The following is a 17,623-nucleotide window of genomic DNA, read 5'->3' as shown; positions in this document are numbered from 1 at the left end:
ACGGTGTGCAACATCCCTCAAGCCAGCACTGCCTGCGCAATAGTCCTGCACCGCCGCGAGTTTTGCCTGTTCTGTATACTTAACCATGACACCCCCAAGTTGTGTCCAACCTTTGGGGGTCAGTTCAGAGCGTGGGAACGATCAAGGCCCACTATGAAAATAGTGGGCCTTTTTTTCGCCTGTAAAAAATTACGCGGGCTGTGGCACCCCTCGCTGTTGCACCTCGCCCTGGGGCTGCGCCCAATTTTCCGGCAAGTTGATATAGTCCACCAACTCGCGCAATCGCCCCTGGTCTCGGCCATTGAAGTTGAAGACCAACCGCGTCAAATGGCTGAACCTTGGTTCGTCATGCTCTTCGCCTGTGTAGGCAAGCTGCTGGAATTCTCCGCTTAATCGCAGGCTGGCAAACTCATCCTGCAAATGGGTCAGAGCCTGGTCACTGAGCGCATGGTTCATACGCACTACAAATTCACGCTTCAGCCAGCGCGTTGAATGGAAGTTGGCATAAAACCGGTTGATCTCATCCACGGCTTCTTCTGCGCTGTAAACCAGGCGGATGAGCTTGAGGTCCGTCGGCAGGATGTAGCGGTTAGCTTCCAACTGGCTGCGGATAAAGTCCAGGGCCCCCTGCCAGAACCCGCCGCCTGGGGCGTCCAGCAGCACCACGGGTACCAGCGGGCTTTTGCCGGTCTGGATCAGGGTCAGCACTTCCAGGGCTTCGTCCAGGGTGCCAAAACCACCCGGGCACAGAATCAGTGCATCGGCTTCCTTGACGAAGAACAGTTTGCGGGTAAAGAAAAAGTGGAACGACAGCAGGTTATCGGTGCCATCAATGGTCGGATTGGCATGCTGTTCAAACGGCAGGGTGATGTTGAACCCCAGGCTGTGCTCCAGGCCCGCGCCTTCATGCGCCGCCGCCATGATGCCGCCGCCACCGCCGGTGATGACCATCAAGTCGGAACGCGCCAATGCCGCGCCAACCTCTCGAGCCAATGCATACAGGGGGCTTTCGATTGGCGTGCGCGCAGAGCCGAACACCGTAACCTTGCGCCGCCCCTTGAATTGTTCGAGCACACGGAAGGCATGGTCCAGTTCACGGATCGCGCGCAGGGTGATCTTGGCATTCCAGCGGTCGCGGTCGTCCCGAGCCATGCGCAGGACCGTAAGGATCATGTCGCGATAAAGGGGGATGTTCGGGCTGTTTGGAGCGACCAACTGGAGTTGCGCGTCAACCTGCTGCGTGAGGTCGGTACCGTTTTGTTCAAAAAGATCGAGCAGGGAGTTGTTCGATTCATCAGGCATTCAACTTTCTCCTTCTTCACAGGGCCTGGCTAGCCGACGAGCGTCGTCAGGGGCCACGACACTGCATGTGTCGTTGCTTGCCGCAGGAGGGCAGGCTTTTTTTTGCCCTGAAAGCATTACAGAACAGCTGGGAAGACTGCTCTGGCGGGCGCATGGAATGACTTGATCATGGGCTGAAAAACCCTTGGCTGGCAACCGCTTATTGGCAATTGATAAAGGCGTTCAGTTGCTGGCGGGCGTTGAAGCGGGGGAGTGCGCGTCGCCGGGCGGCAACGCGCGAGGTGCAGGCCGGGGTTACTTTTTCTTCTTGGCTGGAGCCGGGCAGTCGGCTTCGGCGAATTTTACCGATGCGACAGGACGGTTGGTCTTGTTCTCGGTGATTTCGTAACGCATGATCGCGCCCTTCGCCATCAGCTCGCGGTAGCCTGGGTTGGTGCAGACACTGCGGCCCAGCTGGAAATACACCGCCTTTGGGTTGGCACGCATCTGTTCGGCGCGGTCAGGCAGCACGCTGAGATGATCGATCAGTTGCATGCCTTCGACGGTGTAGGCCACTTCTAGGGTCTTTTCATCGATTTCCCGGGGCAGGTCCTTGTTGCTTTCGGTCGCGACGCTTTGCAGCTTGCGGTTCATTTGAGCCTCCAGCAGCGAGGCCGCGTGGGCGCCCATGGGCAAGGCCAGCGCAATAGCGACGGATGGGGCAACGAGGCGCAGCATGGAACGCAGCATCAAACTCTCCTGATTCGGTTACTGGTGCATAGACCAGCCACTGCGCTGTGCGTTCAGTGGCGCGCAATTATAGGTGAGCGCTGGCCACTACAGCCAGGCGTATCGCTGGTAAACTGCGCCCACTTCAATTGCTTTCGAGTTACCCCGTGTCGATTTACCCGTCTCTGCGGCGCATCCCATGAGCCACGCTGTCTCCCGCTTGCGCACCCAGCGCCTGGCCCGGGCCGTCAGGCCTTTCCTTAATCGGGGATCGCGCGCCGAGCGGTGTGCCGGTTGCCGAGTGATTCCCGAGTACTGCCTGTGCGCGTGGCGACCAACGGTTGAAGCCAAATCGGCGATGTGCCTGTTGATGCACGACGTCGAACCGATGAAGCCCAGCAACACCGGCTGGCTGATCGCCGACGTTATTGACGACACCAGCGCGTTCGCCTGGTCGCGGACCGAGGTCGACCCGGATCTGCTCACCTTGCTCGCCGATCCGCAGTGGCAGCCGTACATCGTTTTTCCCGGCGAATTCGTGGCGCCTGAGCGTGTGGTCAGCGCGGTAGTTGCGGGGGAGGGCAAGCGCCCGCTGTTCATCCTGCTGGACGGCACGTGGAGCGAAGCGCGCAAGATGTTTCGCAAGAGCCCGTACCTGGAGCATTTGCCGGTGCTGAGCCTGGCGCCGGAGCAGTTGTCACGTTACAAGTTGCGCCGTTCCAAGCGCGATGATCATTTCTGCACCGCCGAGGTCGCCGCGCTATGCCTGGAGTTGGCCGAGGATCAGGTCGCCAGCGAAGTCCTGGACGCCTACCTCGATGTATTCAGCACGCATTATCTGGCCGCCAAGTTTCAGTTGCCCCTGGATGAGGCAGACGGTGTCCACACGCGCTTGGCGCCTTATATCGCAGCGGTATGACCAGACGACGTTTGCATGATGGCACCTTAACCGCGCACCCCGCTAAAATCCCCATGGGCGTAGTGCTTGACCCCCCAGGCTGCGCTGGGCATGCTGGGCGCCGATTGGGGTGCTACCTTGTTTTTCGACGTTGTTTCACGTGTTTTTGACGTTGAGCGCGCCCCGTGGCGATGGCCGCCTGGCCGTTGCCTTGTGTACTGGCGAACCCTGAACCCATCAGGGCTTCCCTAAAAAACAGGATCATTTAATCAATGGCCACATACGAAATCCTGATAGCCGATGACCACCCGCTGTTTCGCAGTGCGCTGCATCAGGCCGTGACCCTGGGCCTTGGCCCGGATGTGCGACTGGTCGAAGTTGCCAGCATTGCCGAGCTGGAAGCGCGCCTGACCGAAAAATCCGACTGGGACCTGGTGCTGCTCGACCTGAACATGCCGGGGGCCTACGGTTTTTCGGGGCTGGTGCTGCTGCGCGGGCAATATCCGCAGATCCCCGTGGTAATGGTCTCGGCTCAGGAAGAGGCCGACGTGGTGGTGCGTTCCAAGGAGTTCGGCGCCAGCGGCTTCATCCCCAAGTCCAGCGCGATGGAAGACATCCAGAAGGCGGTGCGTAGGGTATTGGACGGCGATGTGTCCTGGCCACCGCAAGCGTTCGAAGAAATCAACGTTTCCGATGAAGCCAAGGCGGCCCGTGATGGCCTGGCCAGCTTGACGCCTCAGCAGTTCCGGGTGTTGACCATGGTCTGCGAAGGCTTGTTGAACAAGCAGATTGCCTACGAGCTGAGCGTGTCGGAAGCGACGATCAAGGCGCATGTCACCGCGATTTTCCGCAAGTTGGGGGTCCGTACACGCACCCAGGCGGCGTTACTCCTGCAACAACTTGAGTCAATTTCGCAGCATTAAGCCGTCACCGATTCACGCTTTTTTGACTTTGCGTGCTCTAGTTTCCCCACTCCTTTGGTTCAGTTGCCTACATCTATGTCGCCTTTCAAGGGTCAAACCGGTATCAAACGTATCTTCAACGCAGGGGGCTATTCCCTGGATGGCCTGCGCGCGGCTTTCACCGGCGAGGCGGCGTTCCGTCAGTTGGTGCTGCTGAACGTCATCCTGATTCCGTTGAGTTTTTTCCTGCAGGTCAGCCGCGTCGAACGCGCATTGCTGATTGCCGTGTGCCTGCTGGCGCTGATCGTCGAATTGCTCAATTCCGCGGTGGAGGCGGCCATCGACCGCATTTCCCTGGACCGCCACCCGTTGTCGAAAAACGCCAAGGACATGGGGAGTGCCGCGCAATTCGTGGCCTTGACCATGATCACGCTGGTGTGGGCGGTGATCCTGATCTAAGGATCAGGCGATGCTCGGCAGCACGATTTCGTCGCTGCGTTGAACCCCGGCGGTAAACGCGCGGCACAGTTCCAGAAACTCGCGCATCGCCGAGGTCTGGTACTTCTGCTTATGCCAGATAAAGTAGAACTGCCGGGCCAGGTCCAGGTCCGGGGTCTCTACCGGCACCAGACTGCCACGACGGAACGCGTCGCGCAGTGCCAGCCGCGAAATGCAACCAATCCCCAAACCTGATTCCACTGCGCGTTTGATCGCCTCGGTGTGTTCCAGCTCCAGGCGGATATTCAATGCGCTGCGATGATGGCGCATGGCTTGGTCAAACGTCAGGCGCGTGCCCGAGCCTTGTTCGCGCAGGATCCACGCTTCATGGGTCAACTCATCCATGCTGGCCACGCCACGCTTGGCCAAGTGATGCTGGGGTGCGCAAAACACCACCAGCTCATCCTCCACCCAGGTTTGCACCTCGATGTCCGGGTGGCTGCAGTCACCTTCGATTAGACCCAGATCAATTTCGTAATGCGCCACCTGATGCACGATATGCGCAGTGTTTTGCACATGCAGTTTCACCTGGCTCTCGGGGTGCTGCTGCATGAAGCTGCCGATCAGCAGGGTCGCCAGGTAATTGCCGATGGTCAGGGTGGCGCCCACCGCCAATGAGCCGAAGCCGGACTTGCCATTGAGCAGGTCCTCGATCTCCTTGGCCTGATCCAGCAGCGCCACCGCCTGGGGCAGCAATTGATGACCGAGGGCGTTGAGGCTCAGGCGTTTGCCGGCGCGGTCGAATAATTGGCAGCTGGATTGACGCTCCAGCTCGGTAATCGACGTGCTGGCGGCGGATTGAGACAGGGCCAGGAGCCCGGCAGCGCGGGAGACGCTTTCCTGCTGGGCGACGGCGACGAAGACTTGCAGTTGACGGAGAGTAAATCGCATATCGATATAACCGATAACCCTTATCTTAATAATCCAGTTAACAGATATTGTCGCCGCCATTAGAATACTGTGCAATTGCGCACTTCACATTTGGCGCAGACCCATTTCCAGGAGTTCCCCGTACATGAGCAACATGAACCACGAGCGTGTCCTCAGTGTTCATCACTGGAACGACACTCTGTTCAGCTTCAAGTGCACCCGCGATCCGGGTCTGCGCTTCGAGAACGGTCAGTTCGTGATGATCGGCCTGCAACAGCCCAACGGCCGCCCGCTCATGCGCGCCTACTCCATTGCCAGCCCGAACTGGGAAGAGCATCTGGAGTTCTTCAGCATCAAGGTGCCGGATGGCCCGCTGACTTCCCAGTTGCAGCACTTGAAGGAAGGCGACGAGATCATCATCAGCAAAAAACCGACAGGCACCCTGGTGCTTGACGATTTGAAGCCGGGCAAGCATTTGTATCTGCTCAGCACCGGTACGGGCCTCGCGCCATTCATGAGCGTGATCCAGGACCCGGAGACCTACGAGCGCTTCGAAAAAGTGATCCTGTGCCACGGCGTGCGTTACGTCAATGAAGTCGCCTACCGCGAGTTCATCACCGAGCACCTGCCGCAGAACGAGTTTTTCGGTGAAGCCTTGCGTGAAAAGTTGATCTACTACCCGACCGTGACCCGCGAGCCGTTCGAAAACGAAGGCCGCCTGACCGACCTGATGCGCAGCGGCAAGCTGTTCAGCGACATCGGCCTGCCACCGATCAACCCCGAGGACGACCGTGCCATGCTGTGCGGCAGCCCGAGCATGTTGGACGAGACCAGCGAAGTGTTGAACAGCTTCGGCCTGAAAGTTTCGCCACGCATGCGTGAGCCGGGGGATTACCTGATCGAGCGCGCATTCGTCGAGAAATAAACGCAGATCAAAAAAATGTGGCAGGGGGCTTGCCCCCGATTGCGGTGGATCAGTCACAGATGAGTTGACTGACACACTGCTATCGGGGGCAAGCCCCTTCCCACATTTGGGTTCCGGTTTATCCAGCAGGCACCACTTCCAATACGCAAATCATCCCAGCCTCGGGATAGTGCCAACGTACATCCACATCCCAGAACTGCACACCGTATTCGCGCTCCGGCCCAGGTGTCTGGTAGGCCGGCCGTGGATCTTGCGCCAGGCACTGATCAATCAACTCCACCAAGGGTTCATCCAGGCGCCGGGCATGGCCCTGCGCCTGTTGCAGCGCGGTCTTGAGCCACTGCACGCCAATCAGGGGCGGCGCACCGCTGGCGATGCTGTTGGTCGCCGTATCGACGATATCGGCATAGGGCACATATGGCTTGATATCCAGCACAGGCGTGCCATCGAGCAGGTCAATCCCGGAAATCCACAACCGGCCCGCTTCCACCTTATCCAGCTTGACCACTGACTGGCCAATCCCGTTAGGCCGATGGGTCGCGCGGGTAGCAAACACGCCCATGGACGTATTGCCGCCCAGGCGTGGCGGGCGCACTTTCAGGCGTGGCGTGTCTTCCAGCGCCTGGTGAAACAGAAACAGCAGCCACACGTGGCTGACCTGTTCCAGGCCCTGCACCGCCTCGCCGCCATCGAACGGCGCCACCAGCTCCAGCACGCCGCGGGCGGCCGGCGCCAGTTGCGGCTGGCGCGGGATGGCGAACTTCTCCTTGAAGCAGGAGCGTACGAAGCCGATGGGCGAGACCTGATAACTCATGGCTTACGCACGAACCCGCAACGTCAGACCCTTGAGGAAGTTGCGCAACAACTGATCGCCACAGGTGCGGTAGTTGGTGTGACCGAACTTGCGGAACAGCGCGCTCAGCTCGGGCTTGGACACCGGGAACTCGGCGGCCTTGAGGATGGCGTGCATGTCGTCTTCCTTCAATTCGAAGGCTACGCGCAGTTTTTTCAGGATAATGTTGTTGGTCACCGGGGTTTCGATCGGCTGCGGCGGACGGCTTTCATCCTTGCCGCGCTTGAAAATCACCAGACCGTCGAGGAAATGCGCCATCACCTCATCCGGGCAGAACACATAGCCTTCTTCCTCATCCTTCTTGAGGTAGGTGAGCAGGTCTTCCTTGGTCACGTCCATGCCGCCGAGCTTGATGATCTCGACCATCTTGTTGTCGCTGATGTCGAGCATGTAGCGCACGCTGCGCAGTACGTCGTTGTGAATCATGGTGGGCAAATCCTGGTTTTCAACGGGGTAGACACCGCCCAATCAGGCAATGTCGGGAAAAGGGCAACGGCTTAGAACTTTTCTTTGCCGGACAGGTAACGCCATTGGCCCACCGGCACTTTGCCAATGGATACGCCGCCAATGCGGATGCGGCGGATGGCGACGACTTTCAAGCCAACGGCTTCGCAGAACAGCGCGATCACCCCCGGCTGCGGGTTCTTCAGCGCGAAACGCAGGCGGTTTTCGTTCTGCCAGCTGGCTTTCACGGCCGGCAGCTCCTTGCCTTTGTAGGTCAGGCCGTGGTTCAGGCGGTTGAGGCCGTGGGCCACCATATCGCCTTCGACTTCCACCACGTATTCCTGCTCGATCTTGGCGGCATCGGCGGTCAACTTGCGCAGGATTTTCCAGTCCTGGGTGAACACCAGCAGGCCGCTGGCCTTGGCTTGCAGGTCGGCACTGGCGGTCAGGCGCAGGAAGTGGCCTTTCAGCGGGCGTTTGCTGAAGCGGTGTTCTTCCGACAGGGTTTCGGCGCTGAGGGTGGCCATGGCGGTTTCAGCATCCATGCCTGCCGGCGCGTGCAGCAGAATGGTCACCGGCTCGGGCGCGGTGGCTTTGGCCTCTGGGTCCAGTTCGACTTTTTCGGTCGTGACCTTGAACTGCGGCTCGTCGATCACTTCACCGTCCACCGAGACCCAGCCGCCTTCGATAAACAGCTCAGCCTCCCGACGGGAGCAACCGACCAGTTCGATAAGGCGTTTGGAGAGGCGTATGGGGTCAGTCATGACAAGGGCCGTAACAAAAGGGGGCGGCTATTGTACCTGCCTGGCGCCGGTTAATCCCGGTCCCATTTCATTTAGCCCTTGCGCGCGTGTTGTTGCGCTTGGCGCAAGCGCATATGCAGCAACGGGTAAGGTTGCCCAAGGCCATCATGCTCCGTGCGTCCGATCACTTCGAACCCCTGCTTGAGATAAAAACCCAAGGCCTGGGGGTTCTGCTCGTTGACGTCCAGTTCATCGGCATTCATGTGCTCGATTGCATAGCGCAGCAATTGCCGGCCCAGGCCCTGGCCACGGTGCAGCGGGTCGATAAACAGCATCTCCACCTTGCCCGCCGCCACTCCGGCAAACCCGGTAATGTGCTGGCGTGCGTCCTTGGTGCAGATCAGCATCACTGAATCCAGATAACGCGTCAGCACCAGCTTTTTGAGCAACACAATGTAACTGTCCGGCAAAAAGTCATGAGTGGCCCGCACCGAGGCCTCCCAGATCTTCGCCAGCTCGAGGTAATCGCTATTGTTGGGGGTATGGATAACCGAATGCTCACGCATGCCCGCAGTCTCTTGTCGAAATAGGTGTAGATGGACAAAACGATAGACCTAAAAAAGCCCCGCATCTTGTCCAGAAGCAGGGCTTTTTTAATTTCTAACAGCTTTAGTCGCGCTTTTGCGCCCACAGGTCGTATTCGTCTGCGTCGGTCACGGTGCACCAGACCTTGTCGCCCGGCTTCAGACCGCTGGCATCGTCGATAAATACGTTACCGTCGATTTCAGGCGCATCGAAGAAGCAACGACCGACCGCGCCTTGCTCGTCGACTTCGTCGATCAGCACTTCGATTTCCTTGCCGATGCGCAGTTGCAGGCGCGCCGAGCTGATCGCCTGCTGATGCGCCATGAAGCGCTCCCAACGATCCTGCTTGACGTCGTCGGGCACCACGGCCAGGTCCAGCAGGTTGGCCGGAGCGCCTTCGACCGGCGAGTACTGGAAGCAGCCGACGCGGTCCAGCTGGGCTTCGGTCAGCCAGTCCAGCAGGTACTGGAAGTCTTCTTCGGTTTCGCCAGGGAAGCCCACAATGAAAGTGGAGCGAATGATCAGGTCGGGGCAGATCTCGCGCCAATTCTTGATGCGCGCCAGGGTCTTGTCTTCGAAGGCCGGGCGTTTCATCGCCTTGAGCACTTTGGGGCTGGCGTGCTGGAACGGGATATCCAGGTAGGGCAGGATCTTGCCGGCGGCCATCAACGGAATCAGCTCGTCCACGTGCGGGTACGGGTAAACGTAGTGCAGGCGCACCCACACGCCCAGGCTGCTGAGGGCTTCGCAGAGTTCGGTCATGCGGGTTTTCACCGGCGCGCCATTCCAGAAACCGGTGCGGTATTTCACGTCGACGCCGTAGGCACTGGTGTCCTGGGAAATCACCAGCAGCTCTTTTACGCCGGATTTGACCAGGCGCTGGGCCTCGTCCAGCACATCACCGACCGGGCGGCTGACCAGCTTGCCGCGCATCGACGGGATGATACAGAAGCTGCAGCTGTGGTTGCAGCCTTCGGAAATTTTCAGATAGGCATAGTGGCGCGGGGTCAGCTTGATGCCTTGCGGCGGCACCAGGTCGATCAGCGGGTTGTGGTCCTGGCGTGGCGGCACCACCTGGTGCACGGCGTTGACCACCTGCTCGTACTGTTGCGGGCCGGTCACGGCGAGCACGCTGGGGTGTACGTTGCGGATATTACCTTCTTCCACGCCCATGCAGCCGGTCACGATGACCTTGCCGTTTTCCTTGATCGCTTCGCCGATCACTTCCAGGGACTCTGCCTTGGCCGAGTCGATGAAACCACAGGTGTTGACCACCACCACGTCCGCGTCCTGGTAAGTGGACACGACGTCATACCCTTCCATGCGCAGTTGCGTGAGAATGCGCTCGGAGTCGACCAGAGCCTTCGGGCAACCCAGGGAAACAAAGCCAACCTTGGGGTTGGCTTTTGCGATGGTGGTGGACATGTCTAACCTCGGTATTGAATGACGCCGCCACCGTGAAGGGCAGGCAGCGGACGGGCGCTTGGTGCGCCTCTGATCAAAAAGTGCGCAATTCTAGCGGCGGGCAGCGCACTTGACCAGCTTTATGCGGGGAAATGCGACGAGCGCTGCGCTATTCAATACCCCAACGCTTACGCAAACAATTCAGCATGGCTCCCCAAGTCCACGAAGGTGATCAGGTCAGCCCGCGAGTGCTCGTAAATCAGCAGGCAATCACCACCAATATGGCATTCTCTGAACCCGTCCCAGTTCCCGGTAAGCGCATGGTCTCGATACTCGGCGGGTAGTTGTTCGCCTAAAAAAAGCATCACCATCACTGCCCGGACTTCATTCATGTCTCGACGCCCGGCGCGTTTATAACGCTCCCAGGACTTTTTAAACTCAGGCGTCTGTGCGCATTGCTTGGGTATGTCAGCGCGTTTTTGCTTCTTCTCCTGCTTCGCCATCGGCGTCCCTTAGCATGTCATCGATCGAGTCGAACTGGCGACGGATAGCATGCGCTTGCTTCATGGCGCGAGCGGTTTTCTCCGAAGGGATGCGTACCTCGAAAGGCAGCCCTTGCGTCGTCACGACCTGGCGGAGGAAAAGACGCATGGCGTCACTGAGGCTAAGCCCACAGGCATTGAGCACAGCAGTGGCACGCTCCTTCAAATCCTCGTCTATGCGACAACGCACATCAGTGGTTTTCAGTAATGCGGACATATCGTGACTCCCGATCAAAAATGTAGCTACGTTGTGGCTACGTCTGGAGTATGGATCAACCCATCAAAACCGAGCAAACGCTTTTTGCTTCAGGCATGACGTCAGGCAACCCATACGTCGGAATCACGCTGCTGTAACACGCGAAAACGTAGCGTTGGTACTCAGTGACGTCAATGCAGGCAAAAAGACGCCTGTTTTAATGCAGGGAAATGCGACGACCGCTGCGCTATGCTTCGCGCCGTTGCGTGTAGGTGAAATCCTAAGGTCAACAAAACGTCTGTTACGAGAAGTAAAACAGCGCATGCTAGGGTCAGTTTGAGCACGTTGTTCATAAAAGACTTCAGGTCAAAGGGCAGGAGTGGTTGATGGGTCAGGCAAGTAGTCAGGCAGCGGGTGCCGAGCATTCGAACGCCAAGCCGATTGGCATGCTGGTAGCAGCGGTCGGGGTGGTTTACGGGGATATCGGGACCAGCCCGCTCTACACCCTTAAAGAGGTGTTCAACGGCGGTTACGGGGTACAGGTCAACCATGACGGGGTACTGGGGATCCTGGCGCTGATCTTCTGGTCGCTGATCTGGGTCGTGTCGATCAAATACATGCTGTTCGTGCTGCGCGCCGATAACCAAGGGGAGGGCGGCATCATGGCGCTGACCGCCCTGGCACGGCGTGCGGCGGGGGAGCGCAGGAAATTGCGCAGTTTCCTGGTGGTGTGCGGCTTGTGCGGCGCGGCGCTGTTCTACGGCGACAGCATGATCACCCCGGCGATTTCGGTGTTGTCGGCGGTGGAAGGCCTGGAGCTGGCGTTCGACGGCCTGGATAGATGGGTAGTGCCTATCGCACTGGTGGTGCTGGTGGCGCTGTTCCTGATCCAGAAACACGGCACCGACCGCATCGGCAAGCTGTTCGGGCCAGTGATGGTGACTTGGTTCCTTGTGCTGGGCGGCCTCGGTGTGTACGGCATCACCTTGCACCCTGAGGTGCTCAGCGCCATGAATCCGATGTGGGCCGTGCGCTTCTTCGAGGCTCACCCCGGCATCGGCGTGGCCATCCTCGGTGCGGTGGTGCTGGCGCTGACCGGCGCCGAAGCGTTGTACGCCGACATGGGCCACTTCGGCCGCAAACCCATCGCCCGTGCCTGGTTCATCCTGGTGTTGCCGGCGTTGGTGCTCAACTATTTCGGCCAGGGCGCCATGCTGCTGGGCGATCCGGAAGCGGCCCGCAACCCCTTCTACCTGCTGGCGCCGAGCTGGGCGCTGATTCCGCTGGTGGTGCTGTCGACCCTGGCCACCGTGATTGCCTCCCAGGCGGTGATTTCCGGTGCGTTCTCGTTGACGCGCCAGGCCATCCAGTTGGGTTATATCCCGCGCATGCACATTCAACATACCTCCAGCGCCGAACAGGGCCAGATCTATATTGGCGCGGTGAACTGGTCGCTGATGGTGGGCGTGATCCTGCTGGTGCTGGGCTTCGAATCCTCCGGTGCGCTGGCGTCCGCCTATGGCGTGGCGGTGACCGGCACCATGCTGATGACCACGATCCTGGTCTCTGCGGTGATGCTGCTGCTGTGGAAATGGCCACCGATACTGGCGGTGCCGGTGTTGCTCTGCTGCCTGTTGGTGGACGGGCTGTACTTTGCCGCCAACGTGCCGAAGATCATCCAGGGCGGCGCCTTCCCGGTATTGGCCGGGATCGTGCTGTTCGTACTGATGACCACCTGGAAGCGCGGCAAGCAATTGCTCGTCGAGCGCCTCGACGAGGGTGGCCTGCCGTTGCCCATCTTCATCAGCAGCATCCGCGTGCAGCCGCCCCATCGCGTGCAGGGCACGGCGGTGTTCCTCACGGCGCGGCCCGATGCCGTACCCCATGCGCTGTTGCACAACCTGCTGCATAACCAGGTGCTGCACGAGCAGGTGGTGCTGCTGACCGTGGTCTACGAAGACATCCCGCGTGTGCCGGCGGCGCGACGTTTCGAAGTGGATGCCTATGGCGAAGGGTTCTTCCGGGTGATCCTGCACTTCGGTTTTACCGATGAGCCGGACGTGCCCGAGGCGCTGAAACTGTGCCATCTGGACGAGCTGGACTTCAGCCCCATGCGCACCACCTACTTCCTCAGCCGTGAAACCGTGATCGCTTCGCGCATCAAAGGCATGGCGCGCTGGCGCGAAGCGTTGTTCGCGTTCATGTTGAAGAATGCCAACGGCAACCTGCGTTTCTTCAAACTTCCGGTCAACCGGGTGATCGAGCTGGGCACCCAGGTCGAAATGTAAGGCGCTGCAACACGGGGGCCGGCAATCGGCTCCCGGTTTACGTCTGAACCGTCTACCTATGAACCCTGTGCGATCGGTCGTTGTCGACTAGGCTCCAAGCACCATGAAAGAGAGCCTTGGAGCTTGCCCACAGAACCCGAAGAGGTGCGCCATGAGTCAGCTGCTCGAACCTTATACCCTGCGTCAACTCACCTTGCTGAACCGCATCGCGGTATCCCCGATGTGCCAATACTCCAGCGATGATGGCCTGGCCAACGACTGGCACCTGGTGCATCTGGGCAGCCGTGCCGTCGGTGGCGCCGGGCTGATCTTTACCGAAGCCACCGCCGTGACCGCCGATGGCCGCATTACCGCCCAGGACCTGGGCTTGTGGAAGGACGAACAGATCGAACCGTTGCAACGCATTACACGCTTTATTGCGGCGCAAGGTGCGGTGGCCGGTATCCAGTTGGCGCACGCCGGGCGCAAGGCCAGCACCTATCGGCCCTGGATCGGCAAGCATGGCAGCGTCAAGCCGGAAGAGGGGGGCTGGGTGCCGGTAGGTCCATCGCCCATCGCGTTCGACCCTCAGCACACACAACCCAAACCGCTGGATGAAGAGCAGATCCGCCAGGTCATCGCTGATTTTGTCACCGCCGCCAAGCGTGCCTTGGCCGCCGGCTTCGAAGTGGTGGAAATCCATGCCGCCCACGGTTACCTGCTGCATCAGTTCCTGTCGCCCATCAGTAACCAGCGCCAGGACCAGTACGGCGGCTCCTTCGAAAACCGTATCCGCCTGGTTCTGGAAGTGACCCGCGCGGTGCGCGAAGTGTGGCCGCAGAACCTGCCGCTGTTTGTGCGTGTGTCCGCCACCGACTGGGTGGAAGACGGCTGGAATCCCGATGAAACCGTGGAACTGGCGCGCCGCCTGAAAGACCTGGGCGTGGACCTGATCGACGTATCCTCCGGCGGCACCGCCGCCAACGCCGAGATCCCCACCGGTCCCGGTTACCAGACGCGCTTTGCCGAGCGGGTGCGCAAAGAGTCGGGCATCGCCACCGGTACGGTCGGCATGATCACCGAACCGGCCCAGGCCGAACACATCCTGCGCACCTGCCAGGCCGACATCATCTTCCTGGCCCGTGAACTGTTGCGCGATCCGTACTGGCCGCTGCATGCCGACGATGACCTGGGTGGACGCAAGGCAACCTGGCCGGCGCAATACCAACGGGCGACGCACCGCGACCAGCCGATTCATGAATCGGACCTCAGGGATTGATCCTTGGCGCATGCCCACAGAACCCACCTTCACACGGTGGGTTTTTTTTGCTCGTGGTCATGACAGAGGCTGATCTGATTGATCGGTGAAGGCGTAAGAATCGGTTGTAGGTATTTATTACCGAAGCAATTATTTAAGTGAATACTCTAAAAAAATCCCACACGTAATCAGATTGTTTCTACGCTTAAGGTAAGCCTGATTTTCGGCCCAGGAAGTCAGTCGGTTCGCCCATGAAGGCAAGATGCTTCACGGCACGCAATGAATGGGCGGCAGGAGTGTTGGATCGATATCAGGAGAAGCAGTCCATGGCCAAGTCGTATGGTGTAGCGGGTGTGGTGGCGTCTTTTCTGACCCGCAGGATGTTCTTGCGTGGCCACAGGTTGAGTTCGGATGAAGCCGAACTGCTGGCGCATTATCGCGCGCTGACCGAGAGCGACCAGGTTGCGATGCGGTATCTGATCGGAGCGATGAAAACCGTCTCGCGGTTCTGAAGGGCCGCTGAATAACAGCGTGGGAGCACGCGGCTCCCACACTGTCGGTCATGGTGTCAGGTGTACTTGCGTTTGCCCGGCTCGGGCGGGAAGTACTGATACAGCCAGGTTTCACTCAAGGTGCGGTCCTGGGTACGGATAAACAAGCGCAGCTCCACCGGCTCCACGCTGTCACTGGTGGGGTACCAGTCGAACAGAATGCGATAGCCCTTGATGTTGTCGAGCACCAGTACGCTGAAGTCTTTCACCTCGCCGTGGGAACAGGTGACCACCGGCTCGATGCCCGTGCCGGCTGGCAAACGATCCAGGCCGCCGCCCTTGAAGTCCACCGCAAAACGGCGTGCCCATACCTCAGGGTAATGCTCGCCAGGGGCCCATCCTTCGGTAAATCCGCCCATGCCCGAACGGGTCGCGTCGACCTGAGCCAGCGGTGTGCTCACCGGCGGCAGGGCGCTCCAGTAGAGCTTGTAGCCGTAGTTGAGCGAATCACCGGCCATCACCGGTTTTTTCGGGGTCCAGAAGGCCACGATATTATCCAGGGTCTCGCCGGTGGTCGGGATTTCCAGCAGGTCGATCGAGCCTTCACCCCAGGCGGTGGTGGGCTCTACCCACAGGCTCGGGCGCTTGCTGTACCAGTCCACCGTGTCCTGATAGCTGGCGAACTCGTGGTCGGTCTGCACCAGGCCGAAGCCTTTGGGGTTGGTGTCGGCAAAGGCGTTGAACTGCAGCTTGGCCGGGTTGTTCAGCGGGCGGCAAATCCACTCGCCGTTGCCGCGCCACATGGCCAGGCGGTCCGAGTCGTGGATTTGCGGGTGGAGGGTGTCGCACATCCGGCGTTCGTGGGTACCGCAACTGAACATGCTGGTCATAGGCGCAATGCCCAGTTGTTCGATGGCGGTGCGCGCGTTGATATGGGCATCGATGGCCATCACCACCTGATTGGCCTGGCAGTCGATATCGAAGCGATAGGCACCGGTCGCGCTGGGCGAATCGAGCAGGGCGTAGACCACGAAGCGGGTGGCGTCCTTGTCCGGGGTCTCGAACCAGAACTGGGTGAAGTCGGGGAACTCCTCGCGTTTTTTCGCGTAGGTGTCGATCGCCAGGCCGCGCGCCGACAGGCCGTACTGGCCGGTGGAGTCCACGGCGCGGAAGTAACTGGCACCGAGAAACGACAGCACGTCATGGCGGTCAAGCTCCGGCGCCTTGAACAGTTTGAACCCGGAGAAGCCCAGATCGCCGGTCAACTGTTTAGTGTCGACCGTGGTTTTTTCATAGTTGAACAGCGAAGGGCGGAAATGCACTTCGCGGGCCTCGCGGGTCTTGGGGTCGACACTGTGCATGCGCACCGGCGTCTTGAAGCCCATGCCGACGTGGAAAAACTGCACGTCCAGTTGCCCCTTCAGTTCCTTCCACAACGAATGGTTGCCGTCGTAGCCAATGGCATTGAAATTCTGTGGGGTCATGGTTGCCAGCGTGGGCGGCAGCACCTGCCGGGTGTCTTTGTAGGCGCCGCCGGCGAGCTGTTTGGCCTGGGCCTTGAGCGTTTCGAAATCAAATGCCACGGCCTTGCCATCGGCGGCACGGTTTCCGGCCCAGGCCTGCGCGGCCAGCAGGCCACTGGCCGACAAACCGGTGTAGGCCGCAATGGCCATGGACGCTTTGAGCAAATTCCTGCGGTGCATAGAGACAACCTGTCGTGAGCAAATCCCGCGCCGTTCCTGGCACGTAACGGATCAGAAATAACGGTTCGGACATGCCTTCGGCCAAACGCAACGGACATTAAACAGACGCCGGATAGCTTAAGCGGTTCGATGCTGAAGGAAAAATCATGATGGCAGCTTGATGGCGCCGCTGTGCAACAAGACATTTCCGACAGCAGGGCAGGGCGTTACATCTGGAAGCACTCTAGATAAAGCCTTTTTGGCACTTAGTTTTACGCTGGGGGCCTATTGGTCCTACGAACCCAAGTGTCAGGAGGCTACGAATGAATACCCGTGGATTGCTCGATCAGTTGCTCAAGTCTGGCCAGGACATGTTGCAGAACAAGGCTGGCGGCCAGCGTCAATCAACCGACAAAGGCGCCCTCGGCGGGCTGTTGGGCAGCGGCGGGCTCGGCAGTTTGCTCGGTGGCGCAGGCGGCGGCGCATTGGCGGCCGGCGCCATGGGCTTGCTGCTGGGCAATAAAAAGGCGCGCAAATTCGGCGGCAAGGCCCTGACCTACGGAGGCCTGGCCGCCCTGGGGGTCATCGCCTACAAAGCCTTCGGCAACTGGCAGGCGCAGCAGGCCGGCGCACCCCAGGGCGAGCCGCAAACCATTGATCGCCTGCCGCCGGCCCAGGTCGAACAACACAGTCAGGGCATTCTCAAGGCGCTGGTCGCTGCCGCCAAGGCCGACGGGCATGTGGATGAGCGTGAGCGCGCGTTGATAGAAGGCGAGTTCACCAAACTCGACAATGACCGTGAACTGCAAACCTGGTTGCACGCCGAGCTGAACAAACCTCTCGACCCGGCCGACGTCGCCCGCGCCGCCGGCACCCCGGAAATGGCCGCCGAGATGTATATCGCCAGTGTGATGCTGGTGGACGAGGAAAACTTCATGGAAAAGGCCTACCTGGATGAACTGGCGCGCCAACTGAAGCTGGAGCCTGGCCTGAAGGCGGAGCTGGAGAAACAGGTGCGCCTTAACGTCGAATAAAACCGCTTACCTATCCATATG

19 protein-coding genes are annotated in these 17,623 nt (G+C 59.8%); 8 read left to right on the top strand and 11 right to left on the bottom strand.

Annotation, left to right across the window (positions count from 1 at the left end):
* Positions 1-189 precede the first annotated feature (189 nt).
* Both TU82_RS11245 and TU82_RS11240 read right to left on the bottom strand, forming a co-directional pair.
* Positions 190-1,302: an LOG family protein gene (locus TU82_RS11245; protein ID WP_057723266.1), complete on the bottom strand. Its 1,113-nt coding sequence runs from the start codon at positions 1,300-1,302 to the stop codon at positions 190-192.
* Positions 1,303-1,596: 294 nt separating this feature from the next.
* On the bottom strand, positions 1,597-2,031 hold the full coding sequence (locus TU82_RS11240) for a PA3611 family quorum-sensing-regulated virulence factor (protein ID WP_057723265.1): 435 nt from the start codon (positions 2,029-2,031) through the stop codon (positions 1,597-1,599).
* Positions 2,032-2,209: 178 nt separating this feature from the next.
* On the opposite strand from TU82_RS11240, the gene TU82_RS11235 reads away from it, so the two are divergent.
* The 3 genes from TU82_RS11235 (at position 2,210) to TU82_RS11225 (ending at position 4,269) form a co-directional block, all read left to right on the top strand.
* On the top strand, positions 2,210-2,929 hold the full coding sequence (locus TU82_RS11235; protein ID WP_057723264.1) for a tRNA-uridine aminocarboxypropyltransferase: 720 nt from the start codon (positions 2,210-2,212) through the stop codon (positions 2,927-2,929).
* A gap of 251 nt (positions 2,930-3,180) precedes the next feature.
* Positions 3,181-3,831: a response regulator transcription factor ErdR gene (erdR, locus tag TU82_RS11230; protein WP_057723263.1), complete on the top strand. Its 651-nt coding sequence runs from the start codon at positions 3,181-3,183 to the stop codon at positions 3,829-3,831.
* Between the two features lie 75 nt (positions 3,832-3,906).
* A complete protein-coding gene (locus tag TU82_RS11225; RefSeq protein WP_003189051.1) occupies positions 3,907-4,269 on the top strand; it encodes a diacylglycerol kinase in 363 nt (120 codons plus the stop codon).
* 3 nt (positions 4,270-4,272) lie between these two features.
* Here TU82_RS11225 and TU82_RS11220 read toward each other — a convergent pair whose 3' ends face one another.
* Positions 4,273-5,199, bottom strand: a complete 927-nt coding sequence (locus TU82_RS11220) for a LysR family transcriptional regulator (protein WP_010212678.1) — start codon at positions 5,197-5,199, stop codon at positions 4,273-4,275.
* Positions 5,200-5,323: 124 nt separating this feature from the next.
* Between TU82_RS11220 and fpr the strand changes: the two genes are divergently transcribed.
* Positions 5,324-6,103 carry a ferredoxin-NADP reductase gene (gene fpr, locus TU82_RS11215; RefSeq protein ID WP_003172178.1) on the top strand — a complete coding sequence of 260 codons (780 nt, stop codon included), beginning with the start codon at positions 5,324-5,326 and terminating at the stop codon, positions 6,101-6,103.
* Positions 6,104-6,221: 118 nt separating this feature from the next.
* Here the strand turns inward: fpr and tsaA are convergent, their stop codons facing one another.
* The 7 genes from tsaA to TU82_RS11180 all read right to left on the bottom strand — a co-directional run bounded on the left by tsaA (position 6,222) and on the right by TU82_RS11180 (position 10,891).
* Positions 6,222-6,917, bottom strand: a complete 696-nt coding sequence (tsaA, locus tag TU82_RS11210) for a tRNA (N6-threonylcarbamoyladenosine(37)-N6)-methyltransferase TrmO (RefSeq protein ID WP_057723262.1) — start codon at positions 6,915-6,917, stop codon at positions 6,222-6,224.
* Positions 6,918-6,920: 3 nt separating this feature from the next.
* On the bottom strand, positions 6,921-7,382 hold the full coding sequence (locus tag TU82_RS11205; RefSeq protein ID WP_057723261.1) for a YehS family protein: 462 nt from the start codon (positions 7,380-7,382) through the stop codon (positions 6,921-6,923).
* A gap of 71 nt (positions 7,383-7,453) precedes the next feature.
* Positions 7,454-8,164 carry an rRNA pseudouridine synthase gene (locus tag TU82_RS11200; protein ID WP_057723260.1) on the bottom strand — a complete coding sequence of 237 codons (711 nt, stop codon included), beginning with the start codon at positions 8,162-8,164 and terminating at the stop codon, positions 7,454-7,456.
* Between the two features lie 71 nt (positions 8,165-8,235).
* Positions 8,236-8,709 (bottom strand): GNAT family N-acetyltransferase, encoded by a 474-nt coding sequence (locus TU82_RS11195; RefSeq protein ID WP_057723259.1) that lies wholly within the window; start codon positions 8,707-8,709, stop codon positions 8,236-8,238.
* A 103-nt stretch (positions 8,710-8,812) separates the two neighbouring features.
* A complete protein-coding gene (gene rimO / locus TU82_RS11190; protein WP_057723258.1) occupies positions 8,813-10,153 on the bottom strand; it encodes a 30S ribosomal protein S12 methylthiotransferase RimO in 1,341 nt (446 codons plus the stop codon).
* A gap of 167 nt (positions 10,154-10,320) precedes the next feature.
* A complete protein-coding gene (locus tag TU82_RS11185) occupies positions 10,321-10,635 on the bottom strand; it encodes a type II toxin-antitoxin system YafQ family toxin (protein WP_057723257.1) in 315 nt (104 codons plus the stop codon).
* The gene (locus TU82_RS11180; protein ID WP_057723256.1) at positions 10,601-10,891 is read right to left on the bottom strand and encodes a type II toxin-antitoxin system RelB/DinJ family antitoxin; all 291 of its coding nucleotides are present in this window, start codon (positions 10,889-10,891) and stop codon (positions 10,601-10,603) included. The genes TU82_RS11185 and TU82_RS11180 overlap by 35 nt, the downstream gene beginning before the upstream one ends.
* A gap of 365 nt (positions 10,892-11,256) precedes the next feature.
* Here TU82_RS11180 and TU82_RS11175 point away from each other — a divergent pair, with 365 nt between their 5' ends.
* The 3 genes from TU82_RS11175 (at position 11,257) to TU82_RS11165 (ending at position 14,907) form a co-directional block, all read left to right on the top strand.
* The gene (locus TU82_RS11175) at positions 11,257-13,158 is read left to right on the top strand and encodes a potassium transporter Kup (RefSeq protein WP_057723255.1); all 1,902 of its coding nucleotides are present in this window, start codon (positions 11,257-11,259) and stop codon (positions 13,156-13,158) included.
* 151 nt (positions 13,159-13,309) lie between these two features.
* Entirely contained in the window at positions 13,310-14,416 is a 1,107-nt protein-coding gene (locus TU82_RS11170; protein ID WP_057723254.1) for an NADH:flavin oxidoreductase/NADH oxidase, read from the top strand.
* Between the two features lie 305 nt (positions 14,417-14,721).
* Positions 14,722-14,907: a hypothetical protein gene (locus tag TU82_RS11165; protein ID WP_057723253.1), complete on the top strand. Its 186-nt coding sequence runs from the start codon at positions 14,722-14,724 to the stop codon at positions 14,905-14,907.
* Between the two features lie 56 nt (positions 14,908-14,963).
* On the opposite strand, the gene TU82_RS11160 is transcribed toward TU82_RS11165, so the two are convergent.
* Positions 14,964-16,589, bottom strand: a complete 1,626-nt coding sequence (locus tag TU82_RS11160; RefSeq protein WP_057723252.1) for a glucan biosynthesis protein D — start codon at positions 16,587-16,589, stop codon at positions 14,964-14,966.
* 302 nt (positions 16,590-16,891) lie between these two features.
* Between TU82_RS11160 and TU82_RS11155 the strand changes: the two genes are divergently transcribed.
* Positions 16,892-17,602, top strand: coding sequence for a tellurite resistance TerB family protein (locus tag TU82_RS11155; protein ID WP_057723251.1), 711 nt, complete (start codon positions 16,892-16,894; stop codon positions 17,600-17,602).
* Positions 17,603-17,623 lie beyond the last annotated feature (21 nt).

Source organism: Pseudomonas orientalis (assembly GCF_001439815.1).
Taxonomy (GTDB): domain Bacteria; phylum Pseudomonadota; class Gammaproteobacteria; order Pseudomonadales; family Pseudomonadaceae; genus Aquipseudomonas; species Aquipseudomonas orientalis.
The sequence above is the reverse complement of the archived record's forward strand: the minus strand, read 5'-3'. Positions and strand labels throughout refer to the sequence as shown.